This window comes from Acinetobacter sp. MYb10, from assembly GCF_002980175.2.
Lineage (GTDB): Bacteria > Pseudomonadota > Gammaproteobacteria > Pseudomonadales > Moraxellaceae > Acinetobacter > Acinetobacter guillouiae.
This window is the reverse complement of record NZ_CP058272.1, coordinates 2,301,608-2,317,317: the sequence shown is the minus strand read 5'-3', so window position 1 is coordinate 2,317,317 and position 15,710 is coordinate 2,301,608. Positions and strand designations below refer to the sequence as shown.

Genomic DNA, 15,710 nt, shown 5'->3' with positions numbered 1-15,710 from the left:
TAATCTGAAATAAACGTAATAACAGAGAACAATCAAAATGAGTTTTTTCAAAAAGTTATTTGGAAAGCAAGAACAACAATTACAAATCAATCGAAACCGCTATGCTGAATTTTGGCAATGGTTTGAGCAGCATCAACAGGATTTCCATCGTATTGTGGATGAGTTAAATCAAGATACGATTCAGGCGGATTTCTTTGATAAGTTATCGCCTGAATTGGCTAAAGTTCATGGTGGAATTTTTTTTCTTACTGGGATGCTTGATCCACAAACAGCTGAATTGATCTTAACGCCAGATGGTGTTGTGGCAAACATTGTATTTGTAGAGGAATTGGTGGCAGCAGCCCCTGAAATTCCCGGCTGGAAATTTACCGCACTTAAACCCGCAAGTGATATTCAGCAAACCAGTATTGGTATGCATGGTTATGAATTTAGTCAAAAAACGCTATCGTTTTATTTAAAAGACCATGAAGAATATCCAGATGAAACTGATCTTGTGGTTGTGCATGATCAATATAATGAAGCTCAAAAAGCTGAATTCTTACAAGCGGTTTATATCTTTTTGGATAATTATTTGGGCGAATATGATTCGATCACAAAGCTAGATCAAGTTTCGCTACAATTCAGACAAGATGCTGAAAAAGAATTAATGCCTATCGATCGTTTAAAGAATATTTTAATTTTAAAGAACAGTGAAATTTCTCGCTTAGACAAAATAACCCGTTCAAGTACTGATGAAGATGAATATATCAGTTTGGAGGGGGAGACCAATGAAGGGCTACCTTTGGTGGCGATCTTAAACAGTACTCTTTTAACATGGGATCAAAAGGCTTCTCATCCGTGGATGCTGCTGGTAGAAATACCTTATGCTGGTCAGAACTCAAGTGGTATGCCGTCCGCAACAGATTATGAGTTGCTTAATGAGATTGAAGAAGAATTATTAAATGAGCTCAAGGATTTTGAAGGATATTTAAATATTGGACGAGAAACCGGTAATAACTTAAGAACCATGTATTTTGCTTGTAAAGAGTTTAGAAAACCCGCCAAAGTTATAGATCAGGTTGTTGAAAAATATCAGAACAACTTTGAAATCGATGTCAGCCTATTTAAAGATAAATATTGGCGTTGTTTAAATAAGTTTGGGCGTTAACTATGCTGAAAAGTCGCTTGAAATGCTCTATAGCATTCAGACCATAGACATGGACAGCTTAGAGAATGAAGCGGCTTTTTAATCGACCTATCCCCGATCTTAAAATAAGCATATTGGCGATCCTGTTGATTGGCGGAATTGGATATTATCTTTATTCAACGGTTCGTCATTTTCAGGCGGTCAACCAATTGGATGAAGCTAAAACGACAATGCGTGATATACAGAACTTGTTGGGATGGTCAATCCTTCAACCTCAAGCGGATGCAATTCAAGTCTGTAATTTGCAAAATATCCAACAGATCAGCAAACAAGAAGAGATTCAAAAGATCAAGCAACTGTTGGGCTGGGAGGTCAATATTCAACAACACAGCAAATATGTTGAAAGTATAAACGTGTATGCAGCACCTGATTTACACGGCTGTATTATACGTGCTCATTTTCGAAAAGAGGCCTTTGTAAGTGATGAGCTTGCTGGCAAGTATATTACTTACCAATATGATTTTAAAAAAAGAACAACAACATGCGTCACCAATATAAAAAAGTATACTTTAGTGAAATCTTGCACGCGTTTGTAAAAAACATACTTTATCTGTTCCGCTGAATCAGTCCTGTAAATAAATAAACTCAGGCTGTTGGGGCGTTTTGCCTGTTTGTTTTGCGATAAAACCATCATAAAGATTGAGTAAAACAACAGCGCAAATAATACAAATAAAAACCAGTAATTGTTTGGATATGCTCATACTATTTCTCTCTGATTTAAGTCGCTTTAAGTAAATTCTAGTGAAATCAAACAATCTAATCTAATATAGAAAAAAGCATGATTGATCTAATTTTGAGATGGATATGGCGACATTCAAACAATTTAATTATTTGATTAGAATTGTGGAAGAAGGTGGTTTTATTGCAGCTTCTGAAAAGTTGTTTATTGCCCAATCTGCTTTAAGTCGTCAGATCAAGCTTTTAGAGGATGAAGTAGGATTTGAAATTTTTGACCGCAGTGATAAAAAAATAAAACTCACTCAAGCAGGGCAGTTCTTTTATGCTCAAATTAAAAATAATTTGCTTAACTTAGATCATATTATTGAAAATGCTAAAGATATTGCAGATGGAAAAAATCGACTCATCAAAATTGCACACTCAAGTAGCATTAGCATGAGCTTAGAAAAAGTCAAAGTATTTGATCAAACCTCAAAGCATTTCAATGTTAATTTCGAGATCAATACTTTGTCATCTGAAGACCAAATTCTTGCACTGATGAAAGGAAATATTGATGTTGGTTTTATTCGCCCACCTGTCTTAAATCGCTTAGATGAGTTACATGCAACCACGCTCTACCCTGAGCCCTTATACGTTGCACTTCATCAAAATCATATTTTAGTTTCAGAACGCAGTATTAAAATCCAACAGTTAAAGCATGAAAATTTTGTTTCTACACCACATGCAGAACGGGGCGGTTTAAGTTACTTGGTTGCAAACCTATGCTTAAGTGCTGGTTTTTCTCCAAAGAAAGCAGCGGTTCAGTCCCGTAAAATTTCACAATTGCAATTGGTGGCTGCTGAAATTGGAATTTGTATTGTTCCTGAAGAATTTAGACATATTCTGCCTAAACAAGTACGACTGATTGCTTTGGACGCTGAAAATGCATGGTCTGATGTTGTGATGGTCTGGAGTAAAAATGCAGATGGTGTCATTCAGCGATGTACTGAATACATGATCAAACAGTTTCAACGATGATCTTTAAAGACCATCGTTTGATTGAAAAGATAGCTATGGATTAAGACTGTATTGAATCGTAGAAATTTTCAGTCGTGATCAGACAGACTGTTCACGAATATAATCTTCTGTACGCTTCATGGCTTCTTTAATATTGATAATGGCATTTTCAACATCTGCAAATGTTTTGGCATTACCACCACTTAAAGCCTGACGCCATTTACGCGCACCGGGAAGATTTTGGAATAAGCCTAAAATATGGCGTGTAATAATCGATAGAGGTGCGCCTTCTTGCATACGTTTGGCAATATAAGGCAGCATTTGATCGATAATATCAAAGCGATCAGGTAAATCTAAATTCCAGAGTTGACCTAATTCTGCCAAGAGGTAAGGGTTGTGATAAGCTTCACGACCAATCATGACCCCATCAACATGCTTTAAATGTGCTTGCGTTTCAGCGAAAGTTTTAACCCCACCATTGATCTCGATCAGCAAATCAGGACGCTCTTGTTTTAAACGATACACATCTTCATAACGTAGTGGTGGAACATCGCGGTTTTCTTTTGGTGATAAACCTTGCAGCAAGGCAATACGGGCATGTACGATAAAATTATCACATCCAGTTTTCGCAACGGTATCGACAAAATGTAGCATCTCTTCATAAGATTGCATGTCATCAATACCGATGCGGTGTTTTACAGTAACTGGAATATCAACTGCATTACGCATTTCAGCAATACATTCTGCAACCAAATCAGGCTCTGCCATTAAGCAGGCACCAATCTTATTGTTTTGCACACGGTCACTTGGACAGCCCACATTTAAATTGATTTCGTCATAACCCCAGTCTTGAGCCATTTTGCTACAAGTTGCAAGATCTTTCGGATTTGAACCACCGAGCTGTAGAACAATCGGATGTTCTTCATGGTTATAATCCAAATGACGATTTGCTCCACCATAGATGATGGCACCTGTGGTGACCATTTCTGTATAGAGGATAATATTGGGGTTAAACAAACGTGCAAAGAAACGATAGTCACGAGTTGTCCAATCCATCATCGGAGCGACCGAAATACGAGGCGTTAAAGATTGGAGCTCAGACATACAGTCAACCTGAAAAAGATAGAAAAAAAGCAAGTGCGGATTATACGTGCTTTATTTTAAAATCAATAGCCATACTCAAAAGATAGAATTTGTAAAATTAATTAAAAAAGCACTTCAAATTTTAAGCTGAACTTGATAAAAGAAGAGTTATTGATTAACACAATGAATTTCTGTTGTTATGGCCAAAAAGTATAATTTATACCCGATAAAAACTATCAAAGATTGGGAGGGTGAAGACTGGGATGTTTATGAGGAAATACGCCTACCGAATGGATTAATGCTGCTTAAAGGTCGAGGTTATGAGCGACTTCATGGGCATTGTGCCGAAATTATCCTGACGCATGAACTGGCTGAATTTATTAAACAAAATCACTCAGTGGAATTGTTCATTTTAGCTGAACAGCTTGGATTCTCTAAAGATGTGTTACTTCGTTTTAGAAAACGTCTTAATATAAGAAGGAAACTAACTGATTATGTATGGGTCATTGCACATCAGGACGAAATACTCTACGAGCGTTGTGATGTGTTATTTGAAAAATATCAATTAAATCAGGGTGACATTGGTCGCTTTGTTCGTTATCTAGTCCATAAAGTTGGCGTTATCAGGACTCGAAAACGAGCAAGAAAGGTTGAAGATGAAATTCAAGAAAAGGTTTTAGCACATAAAGACATGATTGTTTCATGTAATAAAATTATTGATTTGGTTGAGGCAATGGATATTGCTGTCTCTACTGCAACAAGAGTTCATAAACAAATGTGTATGGAGCAAAATTTACCGACAACAGCCGAAAAATTAAAACAAAAAAGTGCTGAGAGAAAACAATGGTTATTGGACAATCAACACGCTTTATTAAGTCATGATTTGACTATTAAGGAGATTTCTCAAAAGTTTAATCTCACACAATCGCAAATCAAATGGGCAAGGATAGATTTAAAAAAGCTACTCAATATCCCCAAAAAACCATTAGCTATTGTTTGGGTTAGAGCACATCAAGCAGATTTGGAACAGCTAAGCCATGTCGAGTTACAAAACAAATATCAAATGACTCAAGGGCAAGTAAGGCATGCTTTAAGAGTACTCAAAAAGCTGAAACAAAATGAGACATAAATTGTCGTATTAAAAATGATCATAGACAACTCTGTATAGACAGATTATTAAGTTTTTGAGTAAAATAGATCACAATCTAAAATCAAATAATAAACTATGTCTAACAATATTTATGCCGCTTTGGAGCAATTAGGTCTTACTGCAAAAAAGCGTGCGATACATTTACAGTTCAGCAATAGCTCACTGAATAATCAGGTTTTCCTTCAACGTATTGATGGAACACATGAACTTAATGTAGGTCTGAGTTTACAACTCATTTGCCTTTCAACCAGCTCTCAAATTCCATTAAAGCAGTTTATTGGTTCTCAAATCGCAATTGATATCGTCAACGATAAATCAGAACTCAATCGAATTTCAGGTATTGTTACAAAGGCTGATTCTGGCGCAAGCGATGGTTCTCTTACAATTTATCGTCTCACGGTAGAAGACCCGACAGCACTGTGGAAATATCGTAGAAACAGTCGTGTGTTTATGACAAAGTCTGTCGTGCAAATCGTGGATTTGATCTTTCAGGAGTGGAGAGAAAAAAGCCCGTTGTTTGCTTCAAGTCTAACTTTGGATAAAAGTGGCTTAACCAAAGACTATGATGTAAGACCATTCATTATGCAGAATAATGAATTGGATAGCGAATTCATTCAAAGATTGCTAGCCTCGGAAGGCATTAACAGTTTAATTGATGAAGCACAACTTAAAGTTTCCAGTTCAAGCCAACTAATCCAACCTCAAAAGCTACGATTAATTGACAGCAATGATCAATACCAAGCACTGGATCGACGTAACATTCGTTTTCATCGTAGCTCTGCTGTAGAAAAGCAAGATAGCATCACGGCATTTACAGGATTACGTTCCATTCAACCCACCGCAGTGCATATCCAACGTTGGCAAGCAGATGCACTCGAAACAGAAGAAGGTGCTGGCTCAGTTCAAAGCAAACATCAACATAGTGAAAATTATGACAATGCCAATTTGGGTTTAGAACAAGCATGGCACTTTAGCCCTGCATGGATACAAGACTTAAATGGTGAAGATGGTGCAACCAAATCAGGCAACAGCCAGATTGAAAAGTTTAACCAAAACCTCAGTAACTACTATGATTCACAAGCCAAACAATTTACAGCTACCTCAACTGTACGAGATGCACATGTTGGGTATTTTTTTGAGCTGAATGAACACCCGACAATCGATCTAAAAGATTCTTCAGATAAACAGTTCCTCATTATATCTAAGACCTTCTATAACCAGAATAATTTACCAAAAGACCTGACCAACCAAATTGAAACTTTACTAAAACAAAGCAATTGGCAAATGCCCAACATCACAACAAACAATAGTGATGAACGCCAAGCCAATGAGTTAGTCCTACAACGGCGTAATATTGCGATTGTTCCAGAATACAATCCACTGAAACATAGACCAATTGCATCACCACAACGTGCCAGAGTGGTTGGAGCAAGTGGAGAAGAAATACATGTCGATGAATGGGGGCGTATAAAAGTCCGTTTCCTGTTTAGCCGTAATGAAGACAACACCCATGATGGCGGTGCTGGTTCCAATGACAATGATACAGATTCAGCTTGGGTTGATGTTTTGACCCCGTGGGCAGGTGAAGGCTATGGTGCGCGATTCTTACCCCGTATTGGTGAGATTGTCGTCATAAACTTCTTTGAGGGCAATCTTGATCGACCATTTGTGGTGGGACGTATTCATGAAGCACAAAGAAGCCCGACCAAGTTTGATGATAGAGGCAAACTGCCTGATACCAAAAAACTTGCAGGAATCAAAAGTAAGGAATATCAAGGCAGTGGCTATAATCAGCTCAGATTTGATGATACGACCAACCAGATCAGCAGTCAGTTACACAGTAGTCATGGGGTAAGTCAACTCAATCTAGGTAATCTCAGTCATCCTAAAGAAACTGACACCAGCGAAGGACGAGGTGAAGGCTTTGAATTGCGTACTGATCAGTGGGGAGCACTCAGAGCCAAACAAGGCCTATTGCTTTCTACCTATCCTCAAGATTCAGCAAGTGGTCATCATCTTGATGCACAAGAGACCAAATCACAGCTTGAATCTGGTCTGAATAATTCAAAAGCGTTAAGTGAAGTTGCTAAAAATCAACAAACCGACCCTTTAGAAATTCTAGATGATCTTAAGCAGTTTATTGAACAAATCGAACAGCAAAGCGAAACTAAGGCAAAAGCATTTAAACAAGCTTTAATGATTTTGACTTCACCCAATTCAATCGCTCTTGCAAGCAATGAAGATGTACATCTTTCAGCAGATGGTCAAATTAGTCACAGTGCAGGCGATAGTATTAACCTAAGTACCCAAAAGAACTTGGTAGCTCATGCGCAAAGTAAAATCAGTTTATTTGCAGCACTGGAAGGTGCAAGGTTATTTGCAGGAAAAGGCAAAGTTGAGATACAGGCGCAGGGAGATGGTGCAGATTTGATCGCACGTAAAGGCATTCAAATCATTTCAACTGAAGATACAATCTATATTACGAGCCCTAAAGAGATTAGATTAGTTGCAGATACCTCAGAATTAAAGATCAATGGTTCAGGCGTGTTTGCAACGACTGGTGGTTTGTTTGAGAGTAAGGCGGGGCAGCACAAATTTGTGAGTGGTGAAAAAGTAACATACAGTTTGCCACCACTAGGTGAATTGAAAAATTTCTTGGAATTAAATTATCACTGGCCTACGTTAGAACCTATGAAAGGAGCTCCATATTTAGTTGTATTTGAGAGTGGTCAAGAATTTAAAGGAAGTTTAGATGATAAAGGGTTTGCAAAAATTCCTAATGTGCCAACAAATGAATCTTATACAGTTTGGTATGGCGAAGACCAAAGAAAAGTTGAAATCGAAGTTTTAGAAGAAAGCATTTTAAACAAATTTACCGATCAAGATGAAATAGAGCTCGATGAATTATTAAAAAATTGGGATATTGAAAATTAAAATAGGTAATATATGGTTGATTTAAATAAAGATGATGTAGCACTTATTACTCAAGCAATTGCTATAGGTTTCTCCCCAGCTGGAATTGCACTTGATGTGGCTGATTTAGCAAGGGCTTCATATAATTTATATCAAGAAAAGTCTGATGATAACTATTTTGAAGTAATTTTATGTGTGATTGGATTTATTCCAGGGCCAGGAGATGGTGTAAAAGCTGGATTAAGGATTGTTAATAGAAAGCCAGAAATTCTATTTGAATTAATACGCTTTATCATGGCTCATTGTAAAATATATGGTGACCCTGAGAGATGGTTGAGTGAATTAATCAGCGATAAAAAAATAAGAGAATTGATCAGAAGTGGTAAGCGTGAAGCATTAAATGCTTCTAATAAAAATATAGACAATAAATGGGCTAAATATTGGTTAAATCAGAGCATTGAAATTACATTTAATTTCTTAGAAGCTTCTATATCTTCCTTGATACAGTTACTCGCCAGAAAAGTTTTACATTGGAAGAAAAAAGTACCTAAATCTTCGGCAGATAAAGGTCATACTGGTGGTGGTAAAGGGCATCAAAATGGTTCAGCTCATGGAACAACTTATGATGGAAAAACTGGTCAAAATGGAAATGGGCAGGGTAATAAGAGTAGGCGATTATCTAAAGTAGATATTTCAAAAGTTTTATCAAATCTTGAAGTTGGAGGTGTTGGTGAGCATATGGCTGACTATTGGGTAGCGGATAAGTTAGCAATTCAAGCAATTCATGATTCTGGGCAGCAACTAAACTCTAAATTACAACGCCCTATGACGAAATTACATGTAGGGATTCATGATCAAGGGATAGATGCAATATGGAAATCTGATAAAAAAGATATCGGCGTTATGAATACTAAGACCTATGCAATTATTGAGGCTAAAGCTAGTTTAGGTATGGGCAAAGGTACAGGACCTGGTTCGCTATTGAATGATTTGGACAAACAACAAGATACGCGTGATAGACATAAAGAGCGAGCTGAAGCAAAAAAACAGAAGAGAGCGGAAAAGAAGCTTATACCAAAGAAAAAATTCTTAGTAAATCAACAAATGAGTAATGACTGGGTTAAATATAGACTTGTAACAGGTAATTTAAGAAATGTCCAGATTACTGGTTATTCGCGTCATTTACTTTATTATAACTATGCTCACCCCGAAACAGTAGAGCATTTAAATGTTTTAGCAGTATCGATACAAGATGCTCAACCTATTGACCATCAAGAGCATTTAAATAACCATACCCCATCGAATTTTTGGGGAGCTGCAAAGATTGATGAGGCTCTAAACAATCGAGTTACTCGATCGAACATTAAAAATGGTCATACCAAATAAAATTGATTTATTAAAAATGAGGACTAAATAGTGTCAGACTTCACAGACCAACGTAGACAGCAATTTCTAACTGAGGAATACTATTTAAAGACTAAAGAATATAATGAAGAAGGGATTACTTTATATTTAGAAAGTGATGCTTTTGAAGATGATGAATATAATTGTGGCGAAGCATCAAGATGGCAGTCTATTACATGGATATATCAAGCCTTATTATATCTGGAATATACAGCAGGAAAACCCATTAATGAACTGCAAATTCTATTTGAAAAATTGATAGAAAGCTATGAAAAGCAGTCTGAAGCTTTAGCTATTTTTCATAAATCAGAAAAACCTTCGGTTATTGCGACTCAGAGTGAGAGCCTTAATATACTAGGTCTTGGTTATTTACTGCACCGTAATGAACTGTTTCCTCGAATTCATTCTTTAGTTAATGGTGAAGGTGATAGTCATACAGGCGAAGATGAAATTATTAATAAATTTTTTAAGTTTAATGACTCTACTCACCCAACTATCAACGAAGGGAACTTATTCACTTTGGGTTATGCCAAGTTATGTGATGTGATTGAAAATGTCTTAGTAAAGAACAATAAGGATCATTCAATAGAGCTTCTAGATGAATATCTGTCAGACTGGTATCAAATGAATAAAAATGAAATTTGGCATAATGGTCATTTAGATTTAGAAAATAAAACTTCTTATGTAGGTTATTGGGCATTTGAAGCTGCTGCACTAGTTTATTTACTTGATTTAGATGATAACCTGTTACATAAGCACTTATTCTATCCGAAAGATATTGTAGAGTGGGCTCGCAATCAGGCAAAAGTAATTATAACAAATGATGATGTAATTCAAATAAAAGTAAAAGGTGGGGATAAATGTACAAAAACTGGTTATTGGACTACTCCAGCTCAACCAGGCACAAGGCCTTACTTCTCAAAAGGTGAAATTTTACCGACGTTATCACAATCAGATTGGGGGGATGTATATTGGTATTTTGATGGAGAAATTTAGGCTCTTAAAATGGATTAAATTTAACAAAGCCATCTCGGAGTAATTTTTATTTCGATATAAAAATTACCCCAAATTTACGCCATAATTTAAATTTTTATTTATAAGTTTTTGAAATTTAACATTTATAATATTTATAGTGTCCAATCCATCATCGGAGCGACCGAAATACGAGGTGTTAAAGGTTGGAGCTCAGACATACAGTCAACCTGAAAAAGATAGAAAAAAAGCAAGTGAGGAGTAAACGTGCTTTATTTTAAAATCAATAGCCATACTCAAAAGATAGAATTTGTAAAATTAATGAGTATTAATTTTTTTATATTTTCTTAGAACCCAGATATGGTGGAGTTATATGAAATTTGTGTAACTCCACCAATATGTTAAAGCTGTGCGAGTTAAAACTACAACAGCATACCACCAGAGGCTTCTATTCTCTGACCTGTGATCCAGTTAAATCCTTCACTAAAAATCGCAGCGATTGCTTTTCCAACATCATCAGCTTCACCAACACGGCCTAATGCCGTGATAGATGCGATCATCCCCTGAACTTGTTCACTATTGCGGACGGCACCGTCTCTAAAATCAGTCGCAATCGCACCGGGCGCAATCGTGTTGACACGAATCCCTTTGGAGGCGAATTCTTTTGCCATATAACGTGTCATGACTTCTACAGCGCCTTTTGCCATTGCGTATGCAGCTGACCCAGGCATAGAAAAGCGTGTTAGACCAGAGGATATATTTACAATATGACCGCCATTTTCAATGAGTGGTAGCAATTTTTGAGTGAGAAAAAATGGACCTTTCACATGGATATTGAGCATATCATCTAGATCATCAATACTAGTTTCTTCAATACTCGTATGTAAACCTGTCCCAGCATTATTGAGTAGGTAGTCAAAACTTTCACGACCAAATTGCTCTTTTAATACGAAACTCAAAGTTTTTACCAAATCATCAAATAATGTGATATCTCGAATATCAGATTGAATGGCAAATGCGTTTTGACCTTTTTCTTTAATCTTCTCAACCACGTCTAGAGCGGCTTTTTCATTGCGATGATAAGTCAAAATGATGTCAATATTTTGCTCAGCGAGTTTAAGCGCTGCATCTCGACCTATTCCACGACTCCCTCCAGTGATGAATGCGATTTTATTCATGTAGTGACCTCATATTATGCTGATTAACTGTTGATAAAATTAAAGTACAGGAATTAATTGACTTGATAAATATGATTAATCGGATAAGACTGTTCACAAATAATGAACAATTAGAGGTGATGTATGGATAAGATTGAGACGATGAAACGTTTTATCGCTGTTGTACAAAATGGTAGCTTTACCCGTGCTTCAGAACAGCTCAAGATTCCTAAGTCAGCAATCTCTATGTCAATCACTAAGCTTGAAGATCATTTAAAAACTCGTTTACTTTATCGGAATACAAGACAAGTTTCTCTTTCAGAAGCAGGTCAGCGTTATTATGTCGAATGCTTAAGATTATTGGATGAGTTAGAAGGCTTAGATAATCAATTTCAACAACAAAGTGAAGAACTCAGTGGTGTGATTAACATCGATATGCCTAGTCGGTTTTTTTCTAGCGTGGTGGCTCCTCATCTACCTGCATGGTTTCAACAATATCCAAAAACACAGATTAAGCTGCTTGGCGTTGATTATCGTATTGATCCTATCAAGGAACGAGTAGATTGCGTAATCCGTGGTGGTCAGCTTGAAAGCAGTAATTTAATAGGACGCCATTTGGGTATTATGGAAATGGTTAATTGTATTAGTCCCAGTTATGCGGAACATTACGGTAGACCAACATCATTAGAGGATCTTAAAAATCATTATATTGTTGATTATTCTCATGCTGACACCCAGTCGCAAAATGCTTTTGAATACAATCAAAATAATCAAACATACCTTGTACCAATTCCCAGTCTAATCAGTGTCGGCACAACGGATGCCTATTTAGCTGCAGGTTTAAATGGATTAGGGATCATTCAAATTCCGAGAATTGGTGTTAGACAACAATTGGCAAATGGTGACCTTATTGAAGTATTAACAGCGTTTACCTGTGCGCCGATGTCTTTGTCGGTTTTATATGAATCGCGAAACAATCAACCCCGCAGACTAAGTGAATTTATTAATTGGTTGATTCTTTTATTTAAAAAAATGAATCACAATACATTGTAGTTTCACTGAATTACCCTTATGTCGTTTATGCGCAATGTGTAGTCATTGCTCAATTTTGTTTAGGTTTAATATAGCCAAAGGCAGCTTCTTTGAGCTCCCTATCATTTCATACAAAATACTGACGGAATAAAGCTGCTGCCAATATTCCTGCTGCAATCGCCAACAGTGGTTTTTTAAGCAGTAGCATAACGATCAATGTTGTCAGTAACGCCAAACGAGCGCCATGATCACCTTCAACCGCAATAGGGGCCAAAAGTGCAACCAGTACCGATCCTGACATTGCATTAATGAATCGTTGCACACGATCGCTAATAGGTACATAAGACATAATTAAAACACCACCCCAGCGAGTGGCTAATGTCACAATGGCCATAATAAAAATAATAATTAATGGATAAGTGGTGCTAATCTCTAGGTTCATAGCTGTTTCTCTTTCCAGAAAATTCCGACAATTCCGCCAAATAAGGCACCCACAACAACATGACTATTTTCTGGTAAGTACCAATAAGCCAATAATGAGCTACAGGCTGCGATTGTCCAGATGATGAGTATTCTGAGGTTTTTTTGTCCCCCGACAACCATCGCCAGTAGAAAACAAGCCATGACCATATCTAATCCCAGCAATGCAGGATGATGAATAACATTACCAAAATAGAACCCCAGTCCTGTGCCTAAAACCCACGCGAGCCAAAGCGCAATGCCTCCTCCAAACAATAAGCCCATCCCTGATTCACCACGATTAAATGCTTGTAGTGAGAGTGCCCAATTGGCATCAGAAATAACCAGCAAGATACTGTATCGTTTGATGGGAGGCAGGTGGCGTAACCAAGGATAAAGAGATGCGCCCATTAAAAGATGCCGAGCATTGATAAAGAAAACTGTGACTATTAAGGGAATCAATGATATTTGCGCGCCCCATAGTTCTAAAGTCGCAAATTGAGATGCTCCTGCAAAAACAAAGCTACTCATTAATATGATAGAGCTATTGTCTAGTCCTGTTTGCGTTGCAGCTAAGCCGAAAGCAGCCCCAAAAATCACCACGAAAGATGAAATTGGAAGAAGGCTTTTAAAGCCTGACCAAACTTGGGAATAACTTAAACTGTAAACATCTGGGTCAACATTCGACAAAATAATTTCCTTATCTTTTTAAATTTTCTAGTGAGCTATATACCTAATGATCGCTGATGAAAATTAGGGGGAAATTCCTTCTTTTCTTAATAAATTATGGACTTAGAAAGTTAGAATGAAAAGCGCATAATTCTTACATATACTATTCGAAAATCGAATAATTTGGGGCTGATCATGAATCTACAAAATCTACAGATTGATTGGTTAAAATGTTTTGTCGCAGTTGTTGATACAGGTTCTCTTTCAAATGCAGCACCTGAGCTATACCGTTCACAGTCCGCTGTCAGTATGCAGTTAAAAAAATTGGAAGGCGCTTTAAAATGCCAACTTTTAATTCGAACGCATAGACAAATTCAACTTACTTCTGAAGGGCAACTTCTTTTAGGTTATGCAAGACGGATACTTGATCTACATCATGAAACACAAATGGCTTTTAATGGAGAAGAGTTAACCGGTCGGATTAGACTTGGCGTACCCGATGATTATGCTGCTAAATATTTAACGCCAGTGCTTAAGCGTTTTGCACCACGTTATAGCGGCGTTGAAATAGAATTTATTTGTGAACAATCGACTTCATTGATCCCACGTATAGAAAATGGCGAGATTGATTTAGCATTGATTTCAAGTGATAACCCCCGTCAAGGCACTTTATTGTTTCATGAGCCAATGGTGTGGGTAGGTTCTCCCCAATTTGAATTATGGCGTGAAGATCCGATACCTATTGCTGTTTATGAAAGTACCAGTTTAGCCAAAAAAAGTGCGATCAATTCGCTTGCATTGCAAGGTCGTCGCTATCGTGTAGTTTATAATAGTTCTAGTTTAATCGGGCAAATTGCAGCAGTTGAAAGTGGTTTAGCCGTCGCAGTTTTCACACAATGTAGCGCGCCTCAGCATTTAGAAATTTTAGGAGCAGAGCACGGACTAGGCCCATTAGCACCCATGGAAGCATCTGTATATAGAAGTAGAGCCTCGCTTAATTCAAAAGCGGTCGATCATTTATATGAGCTGTTAATTAAGACATTAAGGCAATCCATTACCTATTAAGCAGGTTTTAATCAGATATTTCACAGAAATTTGAAATATATATATGATTTGTATAAAAATTAATTTTTAAGTGCTTGCCAATATTTGGGCAGAGTTTGGGGAGCGTGCTAGTAATTTAAAAGTTCCTTGAAATGCAATAAAAGAGATATGTTTTAGTTAAAAATCTGTTTTATAGCAACCAAGCCCATGGCTAGAGCATGGGCTTTTTATCTCTATTTACTGTTATTAATTTTTTGCATTGTTTCTGTATCCATGAGGGCACGGATACTTTTAAATAATGGATGTTTATCTGTATATTTTTCACCATAGCTAAGATTAAACTCATAATCAAAGTCATCAGGATTAATTCCTTGATTATGCTGTAAAATTGTTTCTAGCTTATCCAAAGCCTTTACTGCAACAGCTTCTTGCGTTTGACCTGCTTCATATTCTTCCCATAATTCAAGTATGGCGTTTCTTAGGGGAGCATCTAGGGATTGAGTAAGTAATAATAGATCGTTACGTTCTTGAACGTCTTTATCTGGATGGTTCTTCTTTTCAGTCGCTGGAACATCACCATTGATTGTCTCGCCTAAATCATGAACAAGACACATCTTTAAAACCTTTGAAAAGTCTAGATATTTTAATTCATCTTCAAATACAAGAGCTAACAGGGCAAGCCTCCATGTATGCTCGGCTGTACTTTCAATTCTGCCTTTAGAGGTATGAGAGGAACGCATTATATTTTTCAGGTTTTCAGCCTCTTTCAAAAAGAGTAGACGACCTTTAATAATGTCAGTATTCATTTCAGTTTCTTATTCCTATCAAAATTATAGATTTTTACTTTTAATAAGCTCAATAAATGCTTTTTAAAGTAATCTGTTTTGATTCTAGTTACTACGAGAGCAGCTACAGGCTTATGTATTAAATAGAAGCAATCAATAACATAATGTCCAGATGACTTTTC

General features: G+C 36.9%; 15 protein-coding genes. 9 read left to right on the top strand and 6 right to left on the bottom strand.

Annotated features, from left to right (window positions below; all coding sequences use genetic code 11):
* Positions 1–37: 37 nt before the first annotated feature.
* Positions 38–1,147 (top strand): DUF695 domain-containing protein, encoded by a 1,110-nt coding sequence (locus CQZ96_RS10770; protein WP_105713358.1) that lies wholly within the window; start codon positions 38–40, stop codon positions 1,145–1,147.
* Positions 1,148–1,212: 65 nt separating this feature from the next.
* Positions 1,213–1,722, top strand: a complete 510-nt coding sequence (locus CQZ96_RS10765; protein WP_105713357.1) for a hypothetical protein — start codon at positions 1,213–1,215, stop codon at positions 1,720–1,722.
* 27 nt (positions 1,723–1,749) lie between these two features.
* Here CQZ96_RS10765 and CQZ96_RS10760 read toward each other — a convergent pair whose 3' ends face one another.
* On the bottom strand, positions 1,750–1,887 hold the full coding sequence (locus CQZ96_RS10760) for a hypothetical protein (protein ID WP_171252541.1): 138 nt from the start codon (positions 1,885–1,887) through the stop codon (positions 1,750–1,752).
* A gap of 103 nt (positions 1,888–1,990) precedes the next feature.
* Between CQZ96_RS10760 and CQZ96_RS10755 the strand changes: the two genes are divergently transcribed.
* Positions 1,991–2,881 (top strand): LysR substrate-binding domain-containing protein, encoded by an 891-nt coding sequence (locus CQZ96_RS10755; protein WP_056514173.1) that lies wholly within the window; start codon positions 1,991–1,993, stop codon positions 2,879–2,881.
* Between the two features lie 78 nt (positions 2,882–2,959).
* Here CQZ96_RS10755 and dusA read toward each other — a convergent pair whose 3' ends face one another.
* On the bottom strand, positions 2,960–3,964 hold the full coding sequence (dusA, locus tag CQZ96_RS10750; protein ID WP_105713356.1) for a tRNA dihydrouridine(20/20a) synthase DusA: 1,005 nt from the start codon (positions 3,962–3,964) through the stop codon (positions 2,960–2,962).
* 178 nt (positions 3,965–4,142) lie between these two features.
* Between dusA and CQZ96_RS10745 the strand changes: the two genes are divergently transcribed.
* The 4 genes from CQZ96_RS10745 (at position 4,143) to CQZ96_RS10730 (ending at position 10,406) form a co-directional block, all read left to right on the top strand.
* On the top strand, positions 4,143–5,072 hold the full coding sequence (locus CQZ96_RS10745; RefSeq protein ID WP_105713355.1) for a hypothetical protein: 930 nt from the start codon (positions 4,143–4,145) through the stop codon (positions 5,070–5,072).
* A gap of 96 nt (positions 5,073–5,168) precedes the next feature.
* Positions 5,169–8,027, top strand: a complete 2,859-nt coding sequence (locus CQZ96_RS10740) for a type VI secretion system Vgr family protein (protein WP_105713354.1) — start codon at positions 5,169–5,171, stop codon at positions 8,025–8,027.
* A 12-nt stretch (positions 8,028–8,039) separates the two neighbouring features.
* Complete coding sequence (locus CQZ96_RS10735) at positions 8,040–9,392, top strand: hypothetical protein (protein ID WP_105713353.1); 1,353 nt, start codon at positions 8,040–8,042, stop codon at positions 9,390–9,392.
* 30 nt (positions 9,393–9,422) lie between these two features.
* The gene (locus tag CQZ96_RS10730) at positions 9,423–10,406 is read left to right on the top strand and encodes a PoNe immunity protein domain-containing protein (protein WP_105713352.1); all 984 of its coding nucleotides are present in this window, start codon (positions 9,423–9,425) and stop codon (positions 10,404–10,406) included.
* A gap of 398 nt (positions 10,407–10,804) precedes the next feature.
* On the opposite strand, the gene CQZ96_RS10725 is transcribed toward CQZ96_RS10730, so the two are convergent.
* Positions 10,805–11,560, bottom strand: coding sequence for an SDR family NAD(P)-dependent oxidoreductase (locus tag CQZ96_RS10725; protein ID WP_004723192.1), 756 nt, complete (start codon positions 11,558–11,560; stop codon positions 10,805–10,807).
* A gap of 123 nt (positions 11,561–11,683) precedes the next feature.
* Between CQZ96_RS10725 and CQZ96_RS10720 the strand changes: the two genes are divergently transcribed.
* A complete protein-coding gene (locus tag CQZ96_RS10720; RefSeq protein WP_105713351.1) occupies positions 11,684–12,592 on the top strand; it encodes a LysR family transcriptional regulator in 909 nt (302 codons plus the stop codon).
* 106 nt (positions 12,593–12,698) lie between these two features.
* Here CQZ96_RS10720 and CQZ96_RS10715 read toward each other — a convergent pair whose 3' ends face one another.
* Complete coding sequence (locus CQZ96_RS10715; RefSeq protein ID WP_004723188.1) at positions 12,699–13,013, bottom strand: AzlD family protein; 315 nt, start codon at positions 13,011–13,013, stop codon at positions 12,699–12,701.
* A complete protein-coding gene (locus CQZ96_RS10710) occupies positions 13,010–13,720 on the bottom strand; it encodes an AzlC family ABC transporter permease (RefSeq protein WP_105713350.1) in 711 nt (236 codons plus the stop codon). Before CQZ96_RS10710 ends, CQZ96_RS10715 begins: the two co-directional genes overlap by 4 nt.
* A 174-nt stretch (positions 13,721–13,894) precedes the next feature.
* Between CQZ96_RS10710 and CQZ96_RS10705 the strand changes: the two genes are divergently transcribed.
* Positions 13,895–14,764, top strand: coding sequence for a LysR family transcriptional regulator (locus CQZ96_RS10705; protein ID WP_105713349.1), 870 nt, complete (start codon positions 13,895–13,897; stop codon positions 14,762–14,764).
* Between the two features lie 212 nt (positions 14,765–14,976).
* On the opposite strand, the gene CQZ96_RS10700 is transcribed toward CQZ96_RS10705, so the two are convergent.
* Complete coding sequence (locus CQZ96_RS10700) at positions 14,977–15,549, bottom strand: HD domain-containing protein (RefSeq protein ID WP_004723181.1); 573 nt, start codon at positions 15,547–15,549, stop codon at positions 14,977–14,979.
* Between the last annotated feature and the right edge of the window lie 161 nt (positions 15,550–15,710).